Origin of the sequence: Streptomyces ficellus (genome assembly GCF_009739905.1) — a bacterium.
Taxonomy (GTDB): domain Bacteria; phylum Actinomycetota; class Actinomycetes; order Streptomycetales; family Streptomycetaceae; genus Streptomyces; species Streptomyces ficellus_A.
Genome location: NZ_CP034279.1, coordinates 2,782,192 through 2,798,321 on the forward strand (window position 1 = coordinate 2,782,192; position 16,130 = coordinate 2,798,321).

14 protein-coding genes are annotated in these 16,130 nt (G+C 72.8%); 2 read left to right on the forward strand and 12 right to left on the reverse strand.

Annotated elements, in window-relative coordinates:
• Nucleotides 1-83 precede the first annotated feature (83 nt).
• From EIZ62_RS11980 to EIZ62_RS12025, 10 genes are all read right to left on the reverse strand, one after another.
• Entirely contained in the window at nt 84-473 is a 390-nt protein-coding gene (locus EIZ62_RS11980; protein WP_156692694.1) for a cytidine deaminase, read from the reverse strand.
• Entirely contained in the window at nt 470-1,741 is a 1,272-nt protein-coding gene (locus tag EIZ62_RS11985) for an ABC transporter permease (RefSeq protein WP_156692695.1), read from the reverse strand. Before EIZ62_RS11985 ends, EIZ62_RS11980 begins: the two co-directional genes overlap by 4 nt.
• Nucleotides 1,738-2,844, reverse strand: coding sequence for an ABC transporter permease (locus EIZ62_RS11990; RefSeq protein ID WP_156692696.1), 1,107 nt, complete (start codon nt 2,842-2,844; stop codon nt 1,738-1,740). Before EIZ62_RS11990 ends, EIZ62_RS11985 begins: the two co-directional genes overlap by 4 nt.
• Complete coding sequence (locus tag EIZ62_RS11995; protein WP_425281813.1) at nt 2,841-4,376, reverse strand: ABC transporter ATP-binding protein; 1,536 nt, start codon at nt 4,374-4,376, stop codon at nt 2,841-2,843. The genes EIZ62_RS11990 and EIZ62_RS11995 overlap by 4 nt, the downstream gene beginning before the upstream one ends.
• 306 nt (nt 4,377-4,682) lie before the next feature.
• Complete coding sequence (locus EIZ62_RS12000; RefSeq protein WP_156692698.1) at nt 4,683-5,726, reverse strand: BMP family lipoprotein; 1,044 nt, start codon at nt 5,724-5,726, stop codon at nt 4,683-4,685.
• Nucleotides 5,727-5,961: 235 nt separating this feature from the next.
• The gene (locus EIZ62_RS12005) at nt 5,962-7,182 is read right to left on the reverse strand and encodes an amidohydrolase (RefSeq protein WP_156696353.1); all 1,221 of its coding nucleotides are present in this window, start codon (nt 7,180-7,182) and stop codon (nt 5,962-5,964) included.
• A gap of 250 nt (nt 7,183-7,432) precedes the next feature.
• Nucleotides 7,433-8,635: a hypothetical protein gene (locus EIZ62_RS12010; RefSeq protein ID WP_244375636.1), complete on the reverse strand. Its 1,203-nt coding sequence runs from the start codon at nt 8,633-8,635 to the stop codon at nt 7,433-7,435.
• Nucleotides 8,632-9,522, reverse strand: a complete 891-nt coding sequence (locus EIZ62_RS12015) for an N-acetylneuraminate synthase family protein (RefSeq protein ID WP_156692699.1) — start codon at nt 9,520-9,522, stop codon at nt 8,632-8,634. The genes EIZ62_RS12010 and EIZ62_RS12015 overlap by 4 nt, the downstream gene beginning before the upstream one ends.
• A gap of 11 nt (nt 9,523-9,533) precedes the next feature.
• Complete coding sequence (locus tag EIZ62_RS12020) at nt 9,534-10,745, reverse strand: acylneuraminate cytidylyltransferase (protein ID WP_156692700.1); 1,212 nt, start codon at nt 10,743-10,745, stop codon at nt 9,534-9,536.
• Complete coding sequence (locus EIZ62_RS12025) at nt 10,742-12,019, reverse strand: DUF6716 putative glycosyltransferase (protein ID WP_156692701.1); 1,278 nt, start codon at nt 12,017-12,019, stop codon at nt 10,742-10,744. The genes EIZ62_RS12020 and EIZ62_RS12025 overlap by 4 nt, the downstream gene beginning before the upstream one ends.
• Before the next feature lie 177 nt (nt 12,020-12,196).
• Between EIZ62_RS12025 and EIZ62_RS12030 the strand changes: the two genes are divergently transcribed.
• Together EIZ62_RS12030 and EIZ62_RS12035 are read left to right on the forward strand one after the other, a co-directional pair.
• Complete coding sequence (locus tag EIZ62_RS12030) at nt 12,197-13,174, forward strand: glycosyltransferase family 2 protein (protein ID WP_156692702.1); 978 nt, start codon at nt 12,197-12,199, stop codon at nt 13,172-13,174.
• Nucleotides 13,171-14,484, forward strand: a complete 1,314-nt coding sequence (locus EIZ62_RS12035; protein ID WP_156692703.1) for a polysialyltransferase family glycosyltransferase — start codon at nt 13,171-13,173, stop codon at nt 14,482-14,484. Before EIZ62_RS12030 ends, EIZ62_RS12035 begins: the two co-directional genes overlap by 4 nt.
• Before the next feature lie 52 nt (nt 14,485-14,536).
• Here the strand turns inward: EIZ62_RS12035 and EIZ62_RS12040 are convergent, their stop codons facing one another.
• Both EIZ62_RS12040 and leuE read right to left on the reverse strand, forming a co-directional pair.
• A complete protein-coding gene (locus EIZ62_RS12040) occupies nt 14,537-15,361 on the reverse strand; it encodes a MerR family transcriptional regulator (RefSeq protein WP_156692704.1) in 825 nt (274 codons plus the stop codon).
• A 60-nt stretch (nt 15,362-15,421) separates the two neighbouring features.
• Nucleotides 15,422-16,081, reverse strand: a complete 660-nt coding sequence (leuE, locus tag EIZ62_RS12045) for a leucine efflux protein LeuE (RefSeq protein ID WP_156692705.1) — start codon at nt 16,079-16,081, stop codon at nt 15,422-15,424.
• Between the last annotated feature and the right edge of the window lie 49 nt (nt 16,082-16,130).

The following is a 16,130-nucleotide window of genomic DNA, read 5'->3' on the forward strand; positions in this document are numbered from 1 at the left end:
CCTGTGCGCGACTCTACGCGCATAGAGAAGACGGGGGGAGAAGGACGACCCCTCCGCGGACAGCGCGGAAGGGTCGTCCCGTTTCACCGCAGGTGCTGCGGTCCGAACGCCTGCGGCAGCATCTCGGCGAGCGTCAGCACGCCCGCCGGGGTGTCCAGCAGCAGCTCGTCGCCGCCGAACTCGTACAGCAGCTGGCGGCAGCGGCCGCACGGCACCAGCACCCGGCCGTGGCCGTCGACGCACACGAAGTGCGTCAGCCGGCCGCCGCCGGTGGCCTGGAGCTGGGAGACCAGCCCGCACTCGGCGCACAGGCCGACGCCGTACGAGGCGTTCTCGACGTTGCACCCGGTCACCGTGCGCCCGTCGTCGGCGAGGGCGGCCGCGCCCACCGCGTAGCCCGAGTAGGGGGCGTACGCGTGGGACATGGCCTCGCGGGCGGCGGCGCGCAGCGACTCCCAGGCGTCGGGGGTCACTTGCCCTGGCCCTTCTTGTAGGGCATGCCGTCCGCCTTGGGCATCCGCAGCCGCTGCGCGGACAGGGCGAGCACCAGCAGGGTGGTGACGTAGGGCGCGGCGTCCACGAACTGGCTGGGCAGCTTGTCGGTGCCCACGTACCAGACGAAGAGGCCCGCCGAGACGACGGCGGCGATGGCCGCGTTGACGTACTTCTTCTTGTAGAGCTGCCAGACGGCCATCGCCACCAGCAGGATCGCCAGCAGCAGGAGCATCGCGTGGACGTTCTCGGCGCCGCCGCGCAGCTTGAGGCTGTCGGTGAAGCCGAAGAGTCCGGCGCCCAGCGCCATGCCGCCCGGCATCCAGTTGCCGAAGATCATCGCGGCGAGGCCGATGTAGCCGCGCCCGCCGGTCTGGCCCTCCTGGTAGATGCCCGTGGAGACGATCGCGAGGAACGCGCCGCCCAGGCCCGCGAGGGCGCCGGAGACGGTCACGGCGATGTACTTGTACTTGTAGACGTTGACGCCCAGGGACTCGGCGGCGATCGGGTTCTCGCCGCAGGAGCGCAGGCGCAGACCGAAGGCGGTGCGCCACAGGATCCACCAGGTGGCGGGGATCAGCAGCAGGGCGACGACGGTCAGCAGCGACAGGCCGGTGACCAGGCCGCCGAGCACACCGGCGAGGTCCGAGACGAAGAACCAGTGCTTGGCCTGGAGGTCGGCCAGCCCGTCCGACAGACCGGGGATGGTGATCCGGTCGATCGCGTCGATGCGCGGGGACTGCTTGGAGGAGCCGCCCTCGGCCTCGGCGAAGGTGAAGTTGGCCAGGTAGCGGGTGAGGCCGGTGGCCAGGATGGTGATCGCCACACCGGAGACGATGTGGTTGACGTTGAAGGTCACGGTGATGATCGCGTGCAGCAGGCCGCCGAGCGCGCCGCCGACGATGCCGAGCAGGACGCCGGTCCACGGGCCCCACTGGTAGCCGGCCCAGGCGCCGAAGAAGGTGCCGAGGATCATCATGCCCTCGAGGCCGATGTTGACCACGCCGGCCCGCTCGGACCACAGACCGCCCAGACCGGCCAGACCGATCGGCACGGCGAGCTGGAGGGCGCCCGCGACCTGTCCCACCGAGGTGAGGTCGTTGGCGCCGCTGATCACCCGGACCAGCGAGAACAGCAGCAGACCGCCCGCGATGATCAGCAGGATGACCGGCAGGGACAGCTTGCGGCGTCCGCCGCCCTTCTTCGGCGCGGTGGCAGCGGCCGAAACCGTGCTCGTGGACTCGCTCATGAGGACACGGCCTCCTTCTTCTTGGCCTGGGCGGCGAGCTCCTCGCCCACCTTCTGCTGCTGCCGGCGGAGCCCGTACTGGCGGACGAGCTCGTAGGACACGACCACCGAGATCACGATCAGGCCCTGCATGATCGTGGCGATCTCCTTCTCGTAGCCGTACTGGTCCAGCGAGGCCGAGGCCTTGTCGAGGAACGCGACGAGCAGGGCGGCGAAGAAGATGCCGATGGGGCTGTTGCGGCCGAGCAGGGCGATGGTGATGCCGGTGAAGCCGATGCCCGCCGGGAAGCTGAAGCTGTAGGTGTGGGTCTGGCCGAGCAGCAGCGGCAGGCCGGTCAGACCGGCGACGGCGCCGGAGATCAGCATGGCGGTGAGCACCATCCGCTTGGCGTCGACACCGCTCGCCTGGGCGGCCGAGTCGCTGGCGCCGGTGGCGCGCAGGTCGAAGCCGAAGCGGGTGCGGTTGAGGACGAACCAGTAGACGATGCCGAGCGCGAAGGCCACGAAGGTGAAGCCGTAGATGGTGCCGCCCTCGACGTCCAGACCGGACATCCAGCCGGACTCGGCGATCTCACCGGTGGTGAGGTCGTTGGAGCCCTCCGCCTGCACACCGAGGTTGGCGGGCAGGATCAGCCAGGCGATGAGGCTGGTGGCGATGGCGTTGAGCATGATCGTCGAGACGACCTCGCTGACGCCGCGGGTGGTCTTGAGGATGCCCGCGATACCGGCCCAGAACGCGCCGACGAACATGGCGACCAGGACGATCAGCAGGACGTGAAGCGGGCCGGGCAGCTCGACGGAGGCGCCGACGACCGCGGCGAGCATCGCCGCGAGGCGGTACTGACCGTCCACGCCGATGTTGAACAGGTTCATCCGGAAGCCGATGGCGACCGCCAGCGCGGCGAGGTAGTACGTACCGGTCTGGTTGAGGATGAGCACCTGGACATCGGTGAACTCGGCGTTCTCCACCATGATCCGGTACGGCTCGAACGGGTTGCGGTCCGACGCCAGCAGCACCACGGAGGTGAGCAGGAAGGCCACGACCAGGGCGAGCGCCGGGCCGGCCAGGCCCAGGAGCATCCGGTCCTTGTCGAATTTCCTCATCGGCCCTCACCGTTCTCGTTGTGCTCGAGGTGGCCGGTGGCGGCGCCGGTCATGGCCGAGCCCAGCTCCTCGGGGGTGATCGTGGCGGGGTCGGCGTCGGCGACCAGCCGGCCGCGGTACATGACCCGCAGGGTGTCGGAGAGCCCGATGAGCTCGTCCAGGTCGGCGGAGATCAGCAGCACCGCCAGGCCCTCGCGGCGGGCCTCTCGGATCTGGTCCCAGATCTGCGCCTGTGCGCCGACGTCCACACCACGGGTGGGGTGGGCGGCGATCAGGAACTTGGGGTTGTGGCTCATCTCGCGGCCGACGATCAGCTTCTGCTGGTTGCCGCCGGACAGGGACGCCGCGGTGACGTCGATGCCGGGGGTGCGCACGTCGTACTCGCGCACGATCCGCTCGGTGTCCTTGCGGGCGCCCTTCGGGTCGAGGATGCCGCGCTTGCTGTTGGGCGCCTCGGTGACGTGGCCGAGGATGCGGTTCTCCCAGAGCGGGGACTCCAGCAGCAGGCCGTGGCGGTGGCGGTCCTCGGGGATGTAGCCGATGCCGCCCTCGCGGCGCTTGCGCGTCGGCGCGGCCGAGATGTCGGCGCCGTCGAGGGTGATGACGCCGCCGTCGAGGGTGCGCAGGCCCATCAGGGCCTCGATCAGCTCCGTCTGGCCGTTGCCCTCGACACCGGCGATGCCCACGACCTCACCCTTGTGGATGGTGAAGTCGATGCCGTCCAGCACCTCGCGGACCACGCCGTCGGGGTCGACGGCGGTCAGCCGCAGGCCGTCGACGGTGAGCATGGGGACGTCCGTGACGGTCGACTCGCGGGTCTCCGGCGACGGCAGCTCGGTGCCGACCATCAGTTCGGCGAGCTGCTTGGTGGTCGTGGTGCGCGGGTCGGCGGTGCCGACGGTCGTGCCGCGCCGGATGACGGTGATGTCGTCGGCGACGGACAGCACCTCGCCCAGCTTGTGCGAGATGAAGATGACGGTGAGGCCCTCGGCCTTCAGCTCGCGGAGGTTCGCGAACAGCGCGTCGACCTCCTGCGGGACGAGCACCGCGGTCGGCTCGTCCAGGATGAGGGTGCGGGCGCCGCGGTAGAGGACCTTGAGGATCTCCACGCGCTGGCGGTCGGCGACACCGAGCTGCTCGACGAGGGCGTCGGGGCGGACGTTCAGGCCGTACGCGTCCGAGATCTCCATGATCTTCTTGCGGGCCTTGGCGCCGATGCCGTGGAGCTTCTCGCCGCCGAGAACGACGTTCTCCAGGACGGTGAGGTTGTCGGCCAGCATGAAGTGCTGGTGCACCATGCCGATACCGGTGGCGATGGCGTCGGCGGGGCTCGAGAAGGAGACCTGCTTGCCGTCGATCGTGATGGTGCCCTCGTCCGGCTTCTGCATGCCGTAGAGGATCTTCATCAGGGTCGACTTGCCGGCACCGTTCTCACCCACGAGGGCGTGCACGGTGCCCTTGCGGATGGTGATGTCGATGTCGTGGTTGGCGACGACGCCGGGGAAGCGCTTGGTGATGCCGCGCAGTTCCACGGCGGGAGCAGCCGGCGGCGTTGACGGACTGGACGCGTTGATGACGCACTCTCCTTGGCGGGGAAGGAGCTTCCGAAGCGGGGGCAGGGGGCGGGGGCGGTACGGGAGCAGGGGCAGGTGCCGAAGTTACCGCGCCACAGAGGGCTCTACGCGCGTAGCGACGGCGAAGGGAAGAAACCCGGGGAGACCCCGGGGTTGTCGGGCCCGGCCCGGACGCGCCGGACGGGACCCGGACATGGTCCGGGTCCGGAGGGACGGTGTGCACCGCCCCTCCGGACCCGCGGAACCATGGTCCCGGCCGCGCGGTTACGGAGCGGTCTTGACCTTGATCGTGCCGGCGATGATGTCGGCCTTGGCCTTGTCCACCGCGGCGGTGACGGCGGTCAGCTTGGTGAAGGCCGGGTTGGAGGTGGCCAGGCCCACGCCGTCCTTGTCCAGGCCGTAGCGGATCTCGCCGGACTGCGGCTTGCCGTCCTTGACCGACTTGATCAGGTTGTAGACGGAGTCGGAGACGTCCTTGGTCACCGAGGTGAGGATGTACTCCTTGTAGGGCGCGAGGCCCTTCTGGTTGTACTGGTCGGAGTCGACGCCGATGGCCCACTTCTTGGCCTTGGCGGCGGCCTCGATCGAGCCCGAGCCGGCGAGACCGGCGGCGGCGTAGATGACGTCGGCGCCCGCGTCGATCTGGCCCTCGGCGGCGGCCTTGCCCAGGTCGGGCTTGGCGAAGCCACCGAAGTCCGGCGGCTGCGTCAGGTACTGGACCTTGACGTTGACGTTCTTGTTGGTGTCCTTGACGCCCTGGACGAAGCCCGCCTCGAACTTCTTGATCAGCGGGGTCTCGACACCGCCGATGAAGCCGACGGTGTTGGACTTGGTCACCTTGGCGGCGGCGACACCGGCCAGGTACGAGCCCTGCTCCTCGTTGAAGACCAGGTTCGCGATGTTCTTGCCGGTCTTCGACGTGTCGTCGATGAGGCCGAAGGTGGTCTTCGGGAACTTCGGCGCCACCTCGGCGATGGCGGGCGCGTAGGCGAAACCGACGCCGATGACCGGGTTGTTGCCCGCGCGGGCCAGCTCGGTCAGGCGCTGGACCTTGTCCGGGTCGCCCTCGCCCTCGCTGGGCTCCGCCTCGGTGCCCTTGACGCCGAGGTCCTTCTCCGCCTTCTCCAGACCGGCGTAGGCGGCGTCGTTGAAGGACTGGTCGCCACGGCCGCCGATGTCGTAGGCGATGGCTGCCTTGTCCTGGGTGTCGCCCGCGTCGGACGACGACTTTCCGCCACACGCGGTGGCGCTGAGTGCGAGTGCCGCGGACGCGACGCCCACGGTTGCGATCCTGGTGATCCGGCGCAAGGGAGGCTCCTTCGACCCTGACCTAAGCGCCTCTGGTCGGCGCTGGTTTCGCGGCGATCGTAACGCGCGTAGATGTCAGGTAAAGGCCTGTTCGGTAGCCGTTACCAGATCGACGCGAACAGCCGATGGCGTTCGCCCTACCACCACGAGGCGTAGTGGAAACCTGCCGGTTGGTGACCGGAAAAGGACGGTCGGCCCGCCCCGGAGGGCGGGGCCGTCCCGGTGTGGCGAAGGGTCAGAGACCGCCGTCGATCAGGGCGGCGGCCGTGAAGAGCTCCACGCCGACCTCGATGGCACGCTCGTCCACGTCGAAGTTGCCCCGGTGGAGGTCGAGCCGGGCCGTGTCACCCGGCCGGCGGACACCCAGGCGGGCCATCGCCCCCGGCACGTGCTCCATGTACCAGGAGAAGTCCTCGCCGCCCAGGCTCTGCTCGGTGTCCTCGATCGCGTACGCCCCGCGGCGCGCCTCCATGGCGTCGTGCAGCAGCTGCGCCACGGACGCGTCGTTGACGACCGGCGGGACGCCCCGCACGTACTCGATCTGGCACTTGGCGCCGTGCAGGGTCGCCACCTCGTCGATCGCCGCGTACACCTGGTCCGGGGCGTGCCGCCAGGCCTCCAGGTCCAGGCAGCGGACCGTGCCGCCCAGCTCGGCGCGCTGCGGAATGACGTTGGGGGCGTGCCCGGCCTCGATGCGGCCCCAGGTCAGGACCAGCCCGGCGCGGGTGTCGATGCGGCGGGACAGCAGCGCGGGCGCGTCGACGGCGACCCGGGCGGCGGCGGTGACCATGTCGGTCGTCAGGTGCGGGCGGGCGGTGTGGCCGCCGGGACCGTCGAGGGTGACCTCCAGGCGGTCGCAGGCGGAGGTGATCGCGCCGGTGCGCAGCCCGATGCGGCCCACGTCCACGCGCGGGTCGCAGTGCACGGCGATGATCCGGCCCACGCCGTCCAGCACCCCGGCGTCGATGGCGGTGATCGCACCGCCCGGCATGACCTCCTCGGCGGGCTGGAAGATCAGGCGGACGGCGGCGGGCAGCAGGCCCTCGCGGGCCAGGTCGGCCAGCACCAGGCCGGCGCCGAGGACGACCGTGGTGTGCACGTCGTGCCCGCAGGCGTGGGCGCGGTCCGGGACGGTGGAGCGGTACGGGACGTCCGTCTTGGTGTCGGGGATGGGCAGCGCGTCGATGTCGGCGCGGATCGCCAGCATGGGGCGCACGCCGTCCCACGTACCGATGTCGCACGTCAGCCCCGTGCCGCCGGGGAGGACCCGGGGGCTGAGCCCCGCCGCCTCCAGCCGCGCCTTGATCGCCGCCGTGGTCCGGAACTCCTGGAAGCCCAGCTCGGGGTGCGAGTGCACGTCCCGGCGGAACGCGATCAACTCGGCGCGCAGACTCTCTGGCAGCGCGCCGAGGAAGGGCGTATCGCCGGGAACGTCTGTTTCGGGGTCGCGGGACATCACCTTGTTCACCCATGAAAGGGTAGGCGCGTTTCGCCCTCAACTAACGTGTGATCTACAAAACTTCAGCCCGATAGGGGAAAGAAACCCTGGACGGTCGGCTTGAGCCGCAGGTGAAGTGGGTAAGCTCACGCGTTTTCAGACTTTGTGCCGATCTTGTGTCGGACGGGTGTCGGAGCTCGAACGCCCGTCCGGAGCCCGTCCGGATCCCGGCCTGGAAGTGCCTCGTCGGCGGCGCCCGGAGCCGGTCCTACGCTCCGGTGAGCGACAGTCCGTGCACCGACCGTGCCGATTCGGCCACGCCCGCGAGGAAGCCCTGCGCGCGGGGCGAGGCCGTCTCGCGCAACCACTCCGGGGCTATCCCGCACACCGTGATCGTCACGCCGCTGCCCGCCAGGGCCGCCGGGAGGGTGTGCACGACGGTGGACGGGAAGCTCAGCACCGTCCGGCCGATCGGGCCGCGCCGGGCGATCAGCTCCAGCGGCAGGTCCGGCCGGACGATCTCCAGGCCCGTCTCCACCGCGATCCGGTGCAGCTTCGCCACGCCCTCGCGGCGGTGCGCGAGGTACCGCGTGGCGCCGTGCGCCCCCGCCAGCGCCGCGACCGCCCCGGCGTACCGGTCGGGGTCCACCACGCCCGTCTCCGCCAGCGAGGTGCCCACCAGGTCCGCGCCCCGGGTCAGGCGGGGCGGGCCGAACCGGGCGCGGGTCCAGGCGAAGCGGTTGGCGGTGACCGTGGCGCCGTCCGGCGCCTCGACCGGCAGCGCGGTGAAGATCTCGACCGCGCGGTCCCGCCCCGGGGCGAGACGGCGGCGGGCCAGCGCGGTGACCGGCGCGAGGGCCAGCTCGCGCACGCCACGCGCCCCGCGCCGGTGCCAGCGCACGAGCCGTTCGCCCCGCGCGAGCTGGGCGGCGAACTCCATGGTGGCCGTGCCGTCGTCCACGACCGTGAGGGCGCGCGGCCCGAACAGGGTCAGCAGGAGCTGTACGTAGCGGGAGAACGGATCGCCGACGATCACCCGCTCGGCGCGCACCAGGACCGGCACCAGGTCCCGCAGCGCCCTCGGCAGGGCGCCCCGGCCGCCGCGCGCCTCCTGCCAGCGGACCGCGACGCCCTCGTCGCGCGCGAGCTGGGCCATGCGGCGCAGCTGGCCGCGCGACATCGGGTCGGTGGGGGACAGGACGACGAGGAGGAGGTCGGGCCGGCCGGCGTGGTCGGCCCACTCCAGGACGTTCAGGAGCTGGACGGGACTCTCGACGAAGGCGAGGTTCGCGGGCCCGGCCCGCCGGCCGGCCGGAGGCGCGAGCGCGGGGCCGGGGCGGGACGCGGGTGCGGGAGTGGGCGCGGGGCCGGGGCCGGACGCGCTGCCGGCCGCAGGCGCGGGGCCGGTGCCGGGCGCGGGTGCGGGTGCCGCGTGGTCCGGTCCGGCCGTCGTGTCGTGGCCGCCGGTCATACCGTGGCCGTGGCCGGGACGCGGCGGAGCTTCTTCATGGGGGCGAGCTCGGACTCGTACACCTTCTTGATCCCGTCGCCGAGCGCGGTCTCGATGGTGCGGATGTCGCGTACGAGCCGGGTGAGGCCGCCGGGTTCGACGGAGGCGGCCTGGTCGGAGCCCCACATGGCGCGGTCGAGCGTGATGTGCCGTTCGACGAAGCAGGCGCCGAGGGCGACGGCGGCGAGCGTGGTCTGGAGGCCGGTCTCGTGACCGCTGTAGCCGATGGGGATGTTGGGGTAGTCCCGCATCAGGGACTGGATCACCCGGAGGTTCAGCTCCTCGGCCACCGCCGGGTAGGTGGAAGTGGCGTGGCACAGCAGGATGGTGTCGCTGCCCAGCACCTCCACGGCGTGGCGGATCTGCTTCGGGGTCGACATGCCGGTGGACAGGACGACGGTGCGGCCCGTGGCGCGCAGCGTGCGCAGCAGTTCGTCGTCGGTGAGGGACGCGGAGGCGACCTTGTGGGCGGGCGGGTCGAACTTCTCCAGGAACGCCACGGCATCGGTGTCCCACGGGGAGGCGAACCAGTCGATGCCCCGCTCGCGGCAGTGCTCGTCGATGGCGCGGTACTCGTCCTCGCCGAACTCCACCCGGTGGCGGTAGTCGATGTACGTCATCCGGCCCCAGGGCGTGTCGCGTTCGACGTCCCACTGGTCGCGGGGGGTGCAGATCTCGGGGGTGCGCTTCTGGAACTTGACGGCGTCGCAGCCCGCGTCGGCGGCGGCGTCGACCAGGGCGAGGGCCTTGCCGAGATCGCCGTTGTGGTTGATGCCGATCTCGCCGGTGACGTAGACGGGCTCGCCGGGGCCGGCGGCCCTGCGGCCGAGGGTGCGCAGACGGTTCATCGTGCGGTTCCTTACTGTGCGGGGGCGGTGAGGGTGGGGCCGAGGAGCCAGGTGGCGATCTCGCGGATCGCCCCGGCGCCTCCGGGGGTGGCGGTGACGGCGCGGGCGGCGGCCCGGACGGAGTCGTGGGCGCTCGCGACCGCGACGGGCCAGCCGGCGAGCCCGAAGCAGGGCAGGTCGTTGACGTCGTTGCCGGCGTAGAGCACCCGGCCGGGGTCGACGCCGTGGTCGTCGCACCACTGCTTGAGCGCCAGGTCCTTGCGGTCGACGCCGTGCAGGACGGGGACGCCGAGCTTGCGGGCGCGGGCGGCAACGACGGGGTTGGTCTCGGTGGACAGGATGAGCAGCCGGACGCCGGCGCGGCGCAGGGCGGCGACGCCGAGGCCGTCGCCCCGGTGCACGGCGACGAGTTCGCGGCCGTCGGCGTCGATAAGCACCCGGTCGTCGGTCTGGGTGCCGTCGAAGTCGAGGACGACGGCGTCGACGTCGTCGAGCGTCGGGGTGACCCGCTCGTCGAGCAGCGGCGCGAGCACGCGGGCGCGGGCGAGGTCGTGCGGGTCGTCGATCTCCAGGACGCGGGCGGCGTCGGTGACGACGAGGGCGGTACGCCCGAAGAACCGGTGACCGCGCTCCCGGAATCCGCGCGCGTCCATCCCGTACGCGGCTCCCGTCTCCAGGTATTCGGGCTCCCGCTCCTGGCGCCGGGGGCGGTGGGCCCGGTCGTGGTTGACGCCCACGGCGTCGTGGCCGTCGTGGCCGTCCCGCCCCTCCCGCCCCTCCCGCCACAGGAAGCCGTGCGACGGGGCGACCGTCAGGGCGGTGTCGGCGCCGCCCTCCAGCACCCGGGCGGCGACACCGTCGACGTCGGCGGCCGTGACGAACGGGCTGGTGCACTGGACGAGCAGCACCACGTCCACCGCCCGGCCGTGCAGGGCCTCGAAGGCGTCCATGGCGTGGAGCACCGCCGCTTCGCTGGTCGCCGTGTCGCCGGACAGCCCCGCCGGGCGGTGGACCGCCTCGGCGCCCGCCGCGCGGGCGGTGGCGGCGATCGCGGGGTCGTCCGTGGAGACGACCACGTCCGTCACCCGCCCGGCGCCCCGGCAGGCGCGCACGGCCCGGGCGACGAGCGGGACGCCCCCCACCGGAGCCAGGTTCTTGCCCGGCACGCCCTTGGAGCCGCCCCGGGCCGGGACGACGGCCAGCACCGTCCGACGGGCCGTCACAGCTCCCCCAGGCGGCGGATCACCGGGGCGACACGCTGCACTCCGTGGCGGTAGACCCCGCGCGCCGCCTCGCGCAGGGCGCGGCGCAGTGGGCCGGGGGCGGGTGGTTCGGGGGCGTCGAGGCGGTGGCGGGCGAGGATGCCGGGCAGGTACCCCGGGGCGGTCGCCGGTGTGTAGTAGGGCGCGAGGGGCGGCAGCGCGGGCTCCGCGAGCAGGGCGGCCACCCGGGCGCGGGCGGCGTCGAAGGCCCGCTCGTACGAGGCGCCCGGCGCGACGCCCTGGTCCGCCTGCCACGCGGCGTCCGGCCGGGGCCGGTGGCCGCCGTCGAGGGCGTCCCACGACGTGAGCAGCCCCGAGCCGATGAAGTGGTGGTTGCCCAGCGCCTCGCGGACGCCCAGGTCGGTCAGGACCGCCGTGGGCACGCCCCGGTGCAGGGCCTCCAGCGCGGCCGTGGAGGAGACGGTGACCAGCAGGTCCGTGCGGTCGAGGAGCTCGCCCATGTGGCCGTGGACCAGGCGGAGGTTCGGCGGCAGCGAGCCCGTGACCAGGCCGGCGAGTTTCTGGTACGGGTGCTCCTCCACGTGCGTGGTGTGCTCGCCCGGCTTGGAGCGGAGCTTGAGCAGCACCTCGCGGTGCGGGTGCGACCGGGCGTGCTCGGCCAGCCGGCGCAGCAGGTACGCCCGGTCGGCCCGCGACTGGGGCACCGACGGCTGGGCGGCGAACACGAGCGTGTCCCGGCCCGGGGCGGGGGCGTGGGGGGCGCCGCCCAGGAACGGCAGCGCCGCCTCCACGACCGCCGAGGCGTCGGCGCCGACGCCCTCGTACACCGCGCGGAAGCGCCGCGCGTCGGACGCCGAGTTCGCGAGCACGACGTCGGCCCCGTGCCGCAGCAGGAGCCCGTCGGCGAGCTTCTCGTAGACGACGCCGACGTAGCCGGTGACGACCACCGGGCGGCGCGCCGGGGCCGCCGCCGCGAGGCCGTGCAGCATCGCCCGGACGGTGCCGCCGACGAGCGCGAGGACGACCACGTCGTACGCCTCCTCGCGTACCGCCGTGAGGAACCGCGCCCCCGTCACCTCCCGGGGGGCCGCCAGGTCCGCGCCGGTCTCGGCGAGCTGGCGGGCGGTCGGGGTGGCCCGGCCGCGCAGCACGAAGCCGGTCACCCGGTGGCCGGGCGGGCTGATGCGGCGCGCCGTCAGGGCGCCCCATTTCCATCGGGTGTCGGAGTCGGCGAGTACCGCGACCCGCACCGCTTCACCGTTGCGTGGGAGCACGCCGAGGACGTTAGGAAGGCGCGCGTCCGACCGGCCCAACTGGGCCGCAACAAACGGTGAACAGCGACCGGCGGCAATGGGGCGGCGGTCCGGTTAAGGGGCGCGCCGCCCAGTGTTCACCGCGCATCCCTTTTCCGGTCGGGCCGAATGACGGGCACCGCCCCTAACGTCTCGCGGGTGGTCAAGCTCTCCGTCGTCGTGCCGTTCCACAACGTGCAGACATACGCCCCGGACACCCTTATGAGCCTGCGCGCGAACGCCCGCGAGGACTTCGAATTCCTGCTCGTCGACGACTGTTCGACGGACGGGACGCCCGAGATCCTGCGCGGGGCGGCGCGCGACCTGCCGGGCGCGGTGCTGCTCACCCACGCGCGCAACGGCGGGCTGGCCACCGCCCGCAACACCGGGATCGACGCGGCCCGGGGCGAGTACCTGGCGTTCCTGGACGGCGACGACTGGCTGGCGCCCGGTCACCTGGCCCGGGTGCTCGCCGCCATCGAGGCGCTGGGCTGCGACTTCGTCCGCACGGACCATGTGCGGTGCACGGCGAGGGCCCGTACGGTGCACCGGGTTCCGGTGGGCCGGCGCGGGGTGGTGCTGCGGCCGCGCGACGCGATCCTGCCGGCCGGGCGGTCCACGTCGGTGGACTATCCGTACGCGTGGGCCGGGATGTACCACCGGCGGCTGGCGGACCGGGGATTGCTGCGTTTCACCGACGGGCTGCGCACCGCCGAGGACCGGCCGTGGATATGGCGGCTGCACCGGGAGGCGGATTCGTTCGCGGCGATCGGGACGCTCGGGATCTTCTACCGGCGGGGTGTCTCCTCGTCGCTCACACAAATCGGTGACATTCGGCAGCTGGATTTCATCCGCGCTTTCGACCAGGTGCTGTCGGAAACGGCGCGGGACCCGGACGCGGAATTGCTGTTGCCGAAAGCGGTACGCACGTACTGCGCGATCATCGCCCACCATCTGGGCTCGGTGGAACGTTTCGAGCGGCCGGTCGCCCGGAAATTGCGCACGCTGGGCGCGGCCGCCCTGAAACGCATGCCGCGGCCGGTTCTGGACGACGTCCTGGAGACGATGGACGCGGAGCGGGCGTCCCGGCTGCGCAGGCTCCGCCGCCGTCCCGTACGGGTGGAGGCGACCCCGTGACCACGCAGATCTTCTACGCGTCCACGCTCTACGGCGCCGTCACCCTCGCCGCCGCCCTGGACAGCGGCCGCTTCCCGCCCGCGGACCGCCGGCTGCTGCTGGTCGCCACCACCGCGGCGGTGCCGGAGACGGCCGTCCCGCTGGACCGGATGCCCGGCTTCGCGCGGCTGCGCGAGCGGTTCGACGGGGTGCTGTCGTGGAACGACACGATCGCGCCGTTCCACCCGGGCGGCTGGTCGCCGCGCCCGGACGACGTCCCGCTGTGGGAGCGGTACCTGCGGCTGCTGTGGCGCCTGGGCGAGGACGAGCCGGTCGAGCTGGTCGTGGAGTCCCTCCAGGTCGCGCCCGCGCTGACGGTGGCGCGGCTGTTCCCGGACGCGCCGGTCGACGTGTACGCGGACGGGCTGATGAGCTACGGCCCGACGCGCAGCAGGCTGGACCCGCTGGTGGGTGAGCGGGTGCGGCGGCTGCTGCACCTGGACCTGGTGCCGGGCCTGCGGCCGCTGCTGCTGGCGGAGTTCGGGGCGGAGCCCGAGGTGGTGCCGGCGGAGGCGTTCATGAAGGTGGTGGACGAACTGGCGGACGGCGAGGCGCTGGACGCCGCCCCGGAGGGTTGCGCCCTGCTGCTGGGCCAGTACCTGGCGGCCCTCGGCATCCTCTCCCCCGCCGAGGAGGAGGCCCTGCACCTGCGGATGGTGCGGGGCGCCGTGGCGCGCGGGCACCGGCGCCTGGTCTTCAAGCCGCACCCGGCGGCGCCCGCGTCCTGGTCGACGGCCCTGGAGCGGGAGGCGGCGGAGCTGGGCGCGGAACTGACCGTCCTGGACCGGCCGGTGCTCGCGGAGGTCCACTTCCGGCGGCTGCGGCCCGCGCTGGTGGTGGCCTGCTTCTCGACCGGGCTGTTCACGGCGTCCCGGTTCTACGGCGTGCCGGTCGCGCGCGCGGGCACCGGCCCGCTGCTGGACCGGCTGGCGCCGTACGAGAACAGCAACCGGGTGCCGGTGACGCTCGCGGACGCGCTGCTGCCCGGCCTGGAGGACGGGGCGGACGGCGACCGGGCCGGCGGGTCCCCCGATCTCGCCGGTCTCGTCGCCGCGGTGGGCTTCGCCATGCAGCCCCGGGTCCGCCCCGACCTGCGCCCGGCGGCGGAACGCTTCCTGTCCGCCCACCCGGCCGCCCGGGTCCGCTACGTCAAGCGCCGCCGCCTCACCGTGCTCGGGCTCCCCGGCGGCCTCCCGGCGTCCCGCAACGCGACCGCCCGCCGCCTGGCCCGCCGGATACGCCGCCTGGCCCGCACGGCGCTCGGGCGGTGACCCGCCGCCGCGGGGGCGGAACGAGCCGGGCCGCCCGGGCGCCGCGGGCCGGTCATGCCGGGACGATCGGCTCCTGGATCTCGGTGACCCACCGCGCCGGGTCCTGTGACCACTCCAGGTACAGCTCGCGGGAGTAGCCGGCCGAGCGGTAGCCGTTGGTGTCGATCCAGGTGGCCAGGGTCTGGATGGTGGGCAGCAACGCCTCCATCGGGCCCCGGTGGACGACCGTGGCCGCCTGGTCGATGCCGGGCAGCTCGACGATCTCCACGTCCGGCACGGTCACCCCGGCCGGGAGGGTCATCCCCGCGTGGACGACGATCGAGCCGTCGCCCGCCGGGGCGTCCTCGTAGTAGGCGATACCGGGGCCGCCGCACTCCAGCGCCCCGGCGGCCGCCAGCCGTGCGCACAGCTCCTGGTACAGGGGGCCGATGACCGGCCCGATCTGGTCCGGTCCGAAGCCCGCCGCGGTGCCCTTCAGCACGGCCAGCCGGGCGCCCGGCACGCTCTTGACGACGACGTCCTGTGTGGACATGTGTCCCTCGCTCTCGATGGCTCGGAGCCTCGCCCCGACCTGCGCCAGCCGCGCGGCCGCCTCGCTCATCGCCGATTCCAGCTCGGCCTGCCGCAGCCGCAGCATCCCGCGCAGTTCCTCGGCCCCGACCTCCTCGTCGAGGATCGACCCGACCTGGTCGAGCGTGAAGCCGAGGTCCTTGAGCGCGATGACCCGGTTGAGCCGGGCGAGCTGGCCGGCCTCGTAGTAGCGGTAGCCGCTGTGCGGGTCGACGTGGGCGGGGCGCAGCAGTCCGACGGCGTCGTAGTGACGCAGCATCCGGACCGACACCCGGCCGTGTCTGGCGAAGTCTCCGATGGTGAACATGACGCCTCCTACGACACGGCCTCACACGGTGTGAGGGTCAAGCCCGCGCGGCCCGGGGGTTCACGCCGTGCTGGTGAGGGACAGTTTCACGGCGAACCCGAGGAACAGCGCGCCCGCCGCCGAGGTGGCGCCGGCCGACAGCCGCCTGCGGCGGCGGAACGCGGCGGCCAGGTGCGTGCCGGTGAAGATCAGCACGGTGAGGTAGAGCACGCTGGCGGCCTGGGCGAGGGCGCCGAGGACGACGAACGACAGCGCCGGGTACTGGTAGGCGGGGTCGACGAACTGGACGAAGAACGCGATGAAGAACAGGATCGCCTTGGGGTTGAGCAGGCTGATCACGAACGCCCGCCGGAACGGCCGCTCGGCGGCGGGCGCCGGGGCGGCCTCCCCCGGTTCCTCGGCCACGCGCTCGCGCCGGGTCCGCCACAGCAACCAGGCCGCGCGGAGCATCCCGACGGCCAGCCAGGTGAGGTAGCCGGCGCCGGCGAACTTCACGATGCCGAACAGCAGCGCGTTCGCCTGGAGCAGGGAGGCGACACCGGCCGCCGACAGCGTCATCAGGACGGTGTCGCCGCACCACACCCCGGACGCGGCGGCGTATCCCGTCCGTACGCCGCGCCGGGCGGCGACGGACAGCACGTACAGCGAGTTCGGCCCCGGCAGCAGAATGATCAGGGCGAGGCCCGCGAGATAGGTCGGCAGATCGGTGACACCCAGCATGGGGCGGAGTCTCGCACGCGGGTACGACACTCCGCCCCCGGGTTCCGGA

Excerpts from the sequence above, each read along its gene's own strand:
- EIZ62_RS11985 (WP_156692695.1), bottom strand. The coding sequence starts at position 1,741 with ATGAGCGAGTCCACGAGCACGGTTTCGGCCGCTGCCACCGCGCCGAAG.
- EIZ62_RS11990 (WP_156692696.1), bottom strand. The coding sequence starts at position 2,844 with ATGAGGAAATTCGACAAGGACCGGATGCTCCTGGGCCTGGCCGGCCCG.
- EIZ62_RS12005 (WP_156696353.1), bottom strand. The coding sequence starts at position 7,182 with ATGTCCCGCGACCCCGAAACAGACGTTCCCGGCGATACGCCCTTCCTC.
- EIZ62_RS12010 (WP_244375636.1), bottom strand. The coding sequence starts at position 8,635 with ATGACCGGCGGCCACGACACGACGGCCGGACCGGACCACGCGGCACCC.
- EIZ62_RS12015 (WP_156692699.1), bottom strand. The coding sequence starts at position 9,522 with ATGAACCGTCTGCGCACCCTCGGCCGCAGGGCCGCCGGCCCCGGCGAG.
- EIZ62_RS12040 (WP_156692704.1), bottom strand. The coding sequence starts at position 15,361 with ATGTTCACCATCGGAGACTTCGCCAGACACGGCCGGGTGTCGGTCCGG.
- leuE (WP_156692705.1), bottom strand. The coding sequence starts at position 16,081 with ATGCTGGGTGTCACCGATCTGCCGACCTATCTCGCGGGCCTCGCCCTG.